This window comes from Pontimicrobium sp. MEBiC01747 (genome assembly GCF_053601635.1).
The window spans coordinates 1-3,957 of the sequence record NZ_JBSHNS010000419.1; the positions used below are offsets into that span (position 1 = coordinate 1).

Below are 3,957 nucleotides of genomic sequence, written 5' to 3' on the forward strand. Positions count from 1 at the left end.
AAATGAGGTTTAGTATTAACCTTCGAACATGAAGAAGACGCTAGAAAACTAGGCTTCGATAAAGTTATTATGCAAGCAGGAGGTATTGGTTACGGTAAAGCAGACCAAGCCCTAAAAGACACCCCTAAAGAAGGAGATAAAATAGTAATACTAGGCGGTGAAAACTACCGTATAGGTATGGGTGGAGCTGCCGTATCTAGTGCAGATACAGGAGCATTCTCTTCGGGAATAGAATTAAATGCCGTACAACGCTCTAACCCAGAAATGCAAAAACGTGCCGCAAATGCAGTAAGAGGCATGGTAGAAAGCGATGAAAACTTTATAGTGTCTATTCACGATCATGGAGCAGGAGGCCACTTAAACTGTTTAAGTGAATTAGTAGAAGATACCGGAGGACACATCGATTTAGACGCTTTACCAGTTGGCGACCCAACCCTATCTGCAAAAGAAATTATTGGTAACGAATCTCAAGAACGTATGGGATTAGTAATTGCCGAAAAACATATAGAAACACTAAACAAAATAGCAGAACGCGAACGCTCGCCAATGTACACTGTTGGAGACGTTACAGGTAACGACCGTTTTACTTTCGAGTCTAAAACCAAAGGAGACAAACCAATGGATTTAGCCTTAGAAGATATGTTTGGAAGCTCTCCAAAAACGATATTAACAGACAAAACAGTTAATAGAAATTATAAAAACTTAGAGTATAATGCAGATAATATTTTGCATTACCTAGATCAAGTATTACAACTAGAAGCTGTAGCTTGTAAAGACTGGTTAACAAATAAAGTAGACCGATGTGTTGGCGGAAAAGTAGCCAAACAACAATGCGTAGGCCCATTACAAATACCATTAAACAATGTTGGTGTTATGGCTTTAGACTACAAAGGTAAAGAAGGTATTGCAACCTCTATTGGGCACTCCCCTATATCAGGATTAATAAACCCAGTAGCAGGAAGCCGTAACAGTATTACCGAAGCTTTAACTAATATAATCTGGGCACCGTTAAAAAATGGGTTACAATCGGTTTCACTCTCGGCGAACTGGATGTGGCCATGTAAAAATGAAGGCGAAGATGCGCGTTTATACGAAGCAGTACAAGCCATTTCGGAATTTGCTATAGATTTAGGTATTAATGTTCCTACAGGAAAAGACTCTTTATCTATGAAACAAAAATATCCTAACGAAGATGTTATTTCTCCAGGAACGGTAATTATTTCGGCAGCAGCAAATTGTAATGCAATCACTAAAGTAGTAGAGCCAGTTTTTAATAAAAATGCAGGAGATATATACTATATAAATATCTCTCAAGACCAATTTAAATTAGGAGGTAGTTCTTTCGCTCAAGTATTAAATACTATTGGTAACGATGCCCCTAATGTAAAAGACGCTAGCTATGTAAAAACAGTATTTAATACCATTCAAAACCTAATAAACAATAATCAAATCGTTGCAGGACACGATGTAGCATCTGGCGGATTAATTACAACATTGTTAGAATTATGTTTTGCCGATGTAAATTTAGGAGCAGAACTAGATCTTACAGCTTTAGCCGAAAAAGACTCAGTAAAACTATTATTTTCTGAAAACTCAGGAATTGTAATTCAATCTAAAGACGCTTCAATAGAAAACGTATTATCTGAAGCTAATATTGAATTTTTCAACATAGGAAAAGTTACAGAAAGTGATACGTTGAGCATTATTAACCATGCAGAAGTATACACACTTACAGTCTCTAGATTAAGAGATGTTTGGTATAAAACCTCTTACCTATTAGACCAAAAACAAACCGCTAATAACTTAGCCGAAGCACGTTATAATAATTATAAAGTACAACCTTTAACCTATACGTTCCCAGAACATTTTACAGGAAAACTTCCTGTTATAGACGCTAGTAAGCCAAGACCAAAAGCTGCTATATTACGCGAAAAAGGATCGAATTCTGAGCGTGAAATGGCTAACGCTATGTACTTAGCAGGTTTTGATGTAAAAGATGTACACATGACCGATTTAATCTCTGGTCGCGAAACTTTAGAGGACATTCAATTTTTAGGAGCCGTAGGAGGGTTTTCTAATAGTGATGTTTTAGGCTCTGCAAAAGGATGGGCAGGAGCTATTAAATACAACGAAAAAGCGAATAAAGTCATTAACGATTTCTTTAAAAGAGAAGACACCCTATCGGTAGGTATTTGTAATGGTTGCCAATTATTCATGGAGTTAGACCTTATTAACCCAGAGCATGATGTCCATGGGAAAATGATTCATAACGAGTCTAAAAAACACGAAAGCTCGTTTACATCTGTGGCAATTCAAAAAAATAACTCAGTGATGTTATCGTCATTAGAAGGGGCTACATTAGGCGTTTGGATTTCTCATGGAGAAGGAAAATTCAGTTTACCAAAAACAGAAGATCAGTACAACATTGTTGCAAAATACGGTTACGAAGGCTACCCGAACAATCCTAATGGGTCGGACTTTAATACCGCTATGTTATGCGATACAACAGGACGTCATTTAGTAATGATGCCACACATAGAGCGTTCTACTTTTCAATGGAACTGGGCAAATTATCCAGAAAACAGACAAGACGAAGTATCTCCTTGGCTAGAAGCTTTTGTTAATGCAAGAGTTTGGATTGATAAAAAATAACAGACTCAAGTAATAAAAATATTAGACCTCATAAGTTTTTGATACTTATGAGGTCTTTTTTATTTTTACTAATAAACTCATAATAAACAATGACCAGTTTTAACGCTATTACTCCAAATCAATTCGAATTGGTTTTTAACCTTTCTAAAGAAATCTGGAACAATAATTACCGAGACATGATTACTCAAGGACAAATAGATTACATGCTAAATTTAATGTATAATCCTGAGCAACTTCAAAAAGATTTAAATGAAGGCTATCAATGGGAACTTATTTACCATAACAATAACCTTATTGGTTACCTTGCCTATGTTATAAAAGAAGACAACCGCGTGTTTTTAAGTAAAATATATTTAAAAACAGAAGTCCAAGGATTGGGTTTAGGTAAACTAGCCCTTAATAGAGTAAAAAACTATGCCAAAACAAATAACTGTACAGCAGTCTATTTAACGGTAAATAGAGGTAACGAAAAAGGAGTAAGAGCCTATAAACGTAGTGGTTTTAAAATTATAGGTGAAGACGATTTCGATATAGGAAATGGCTATGTTATGAATGACTATATTTTTGAGTATCGCTTTTAAATAAAAAACGATATACTATTTATAAAGAACAAACGTAATAGCAAAATACTACTAATACCCTTATAGTTTACCTCATTTAATTACTACTTTACAGACTTTAAAACAATTGTTAATTAAAGGCTTAGGGTAACAACAAGCATACTTTGTGTAAAAAATCGTATTTTACAATGTTGTTGAATAAGTAGTATACAAATCAAGAATGATATATAGTGCGTATAGGTCTAAAGATGATTATAATTTAGTAGAGGAGTATTTCGAGTTATCCTTTAACGAAGCCATCGTGCCATTCGCTACAACAATTATACCTATAGCTTTTCCTTTAATTACCCTAATAAAAAAAGGAAGTTTAAAAAAAGTTGGAGACGTTTCAAAAAAATGTAACGATATAATAGTATCTGGACAATGTTTACATGCTTACGATTTTGCAATTGATGAAGCAACAAAAATTGTTGGTATAGTACTTCATCCAACTGCTTTATATAAACTTACTAATCAAAACCTCTCTGCAATAACTAACAAACATGTAGCATTAAAAACACTTTCAGAAGAACTAGAAAACGTTTTACTCCCACTATTACAATCTAATCGCAATAAAAAAATAGCCCTAGAAGCATTTCAATCTGCACTAAAAGATTTGACAAGAACAACAACAAAACATACCAAAAACATAGATTATGCTATAAAATATATTAGAAAAAAAGAGGGTCTGTTAAATGTTAGCGAT

At 34.3% G+C, this 3,957-nt stretch carries 2 protein-coding genes and 1 pseudogene; all 3 read left to right on the forward strand.

Annotated elements, in window-relative coordinates:
- Nucleotides 1-6 precede the first annotated feature (6 nt).
- A pseudogene (gene purL, locus ACVC2P_RS13560) lies at nucleotides 7-2,652 on the forward strand (phosphoribosylformylglycinamidine synthase); the annotation flags it as partial.
- Between the two features lie 89 nt (nucleotides 2,653-2,741).
- Nucleotides 2,742-3,233, forward strand: coding sequence for a GNAT family N-acetyltransferase (locus tag ACVC2P_RS13565; RefSeq protein WP_452598992.1), 492 nt, complete (start codon nucleotides 2,742-2,744; stop codon nucleotides 3,231-3,233).
- A 199-nt stretch (nucleotides 3,234-3,432) separates the two neighbouring features.
- The coding region (locus tag ACVC2P_RS13570) for a DUF6597 domain-containing transcriptional factor (RefSeq protein ID WP_452598993.1) at nucleotides 3,433-3,957 on the forward strand (525 nt) is incomplete at its 3' end.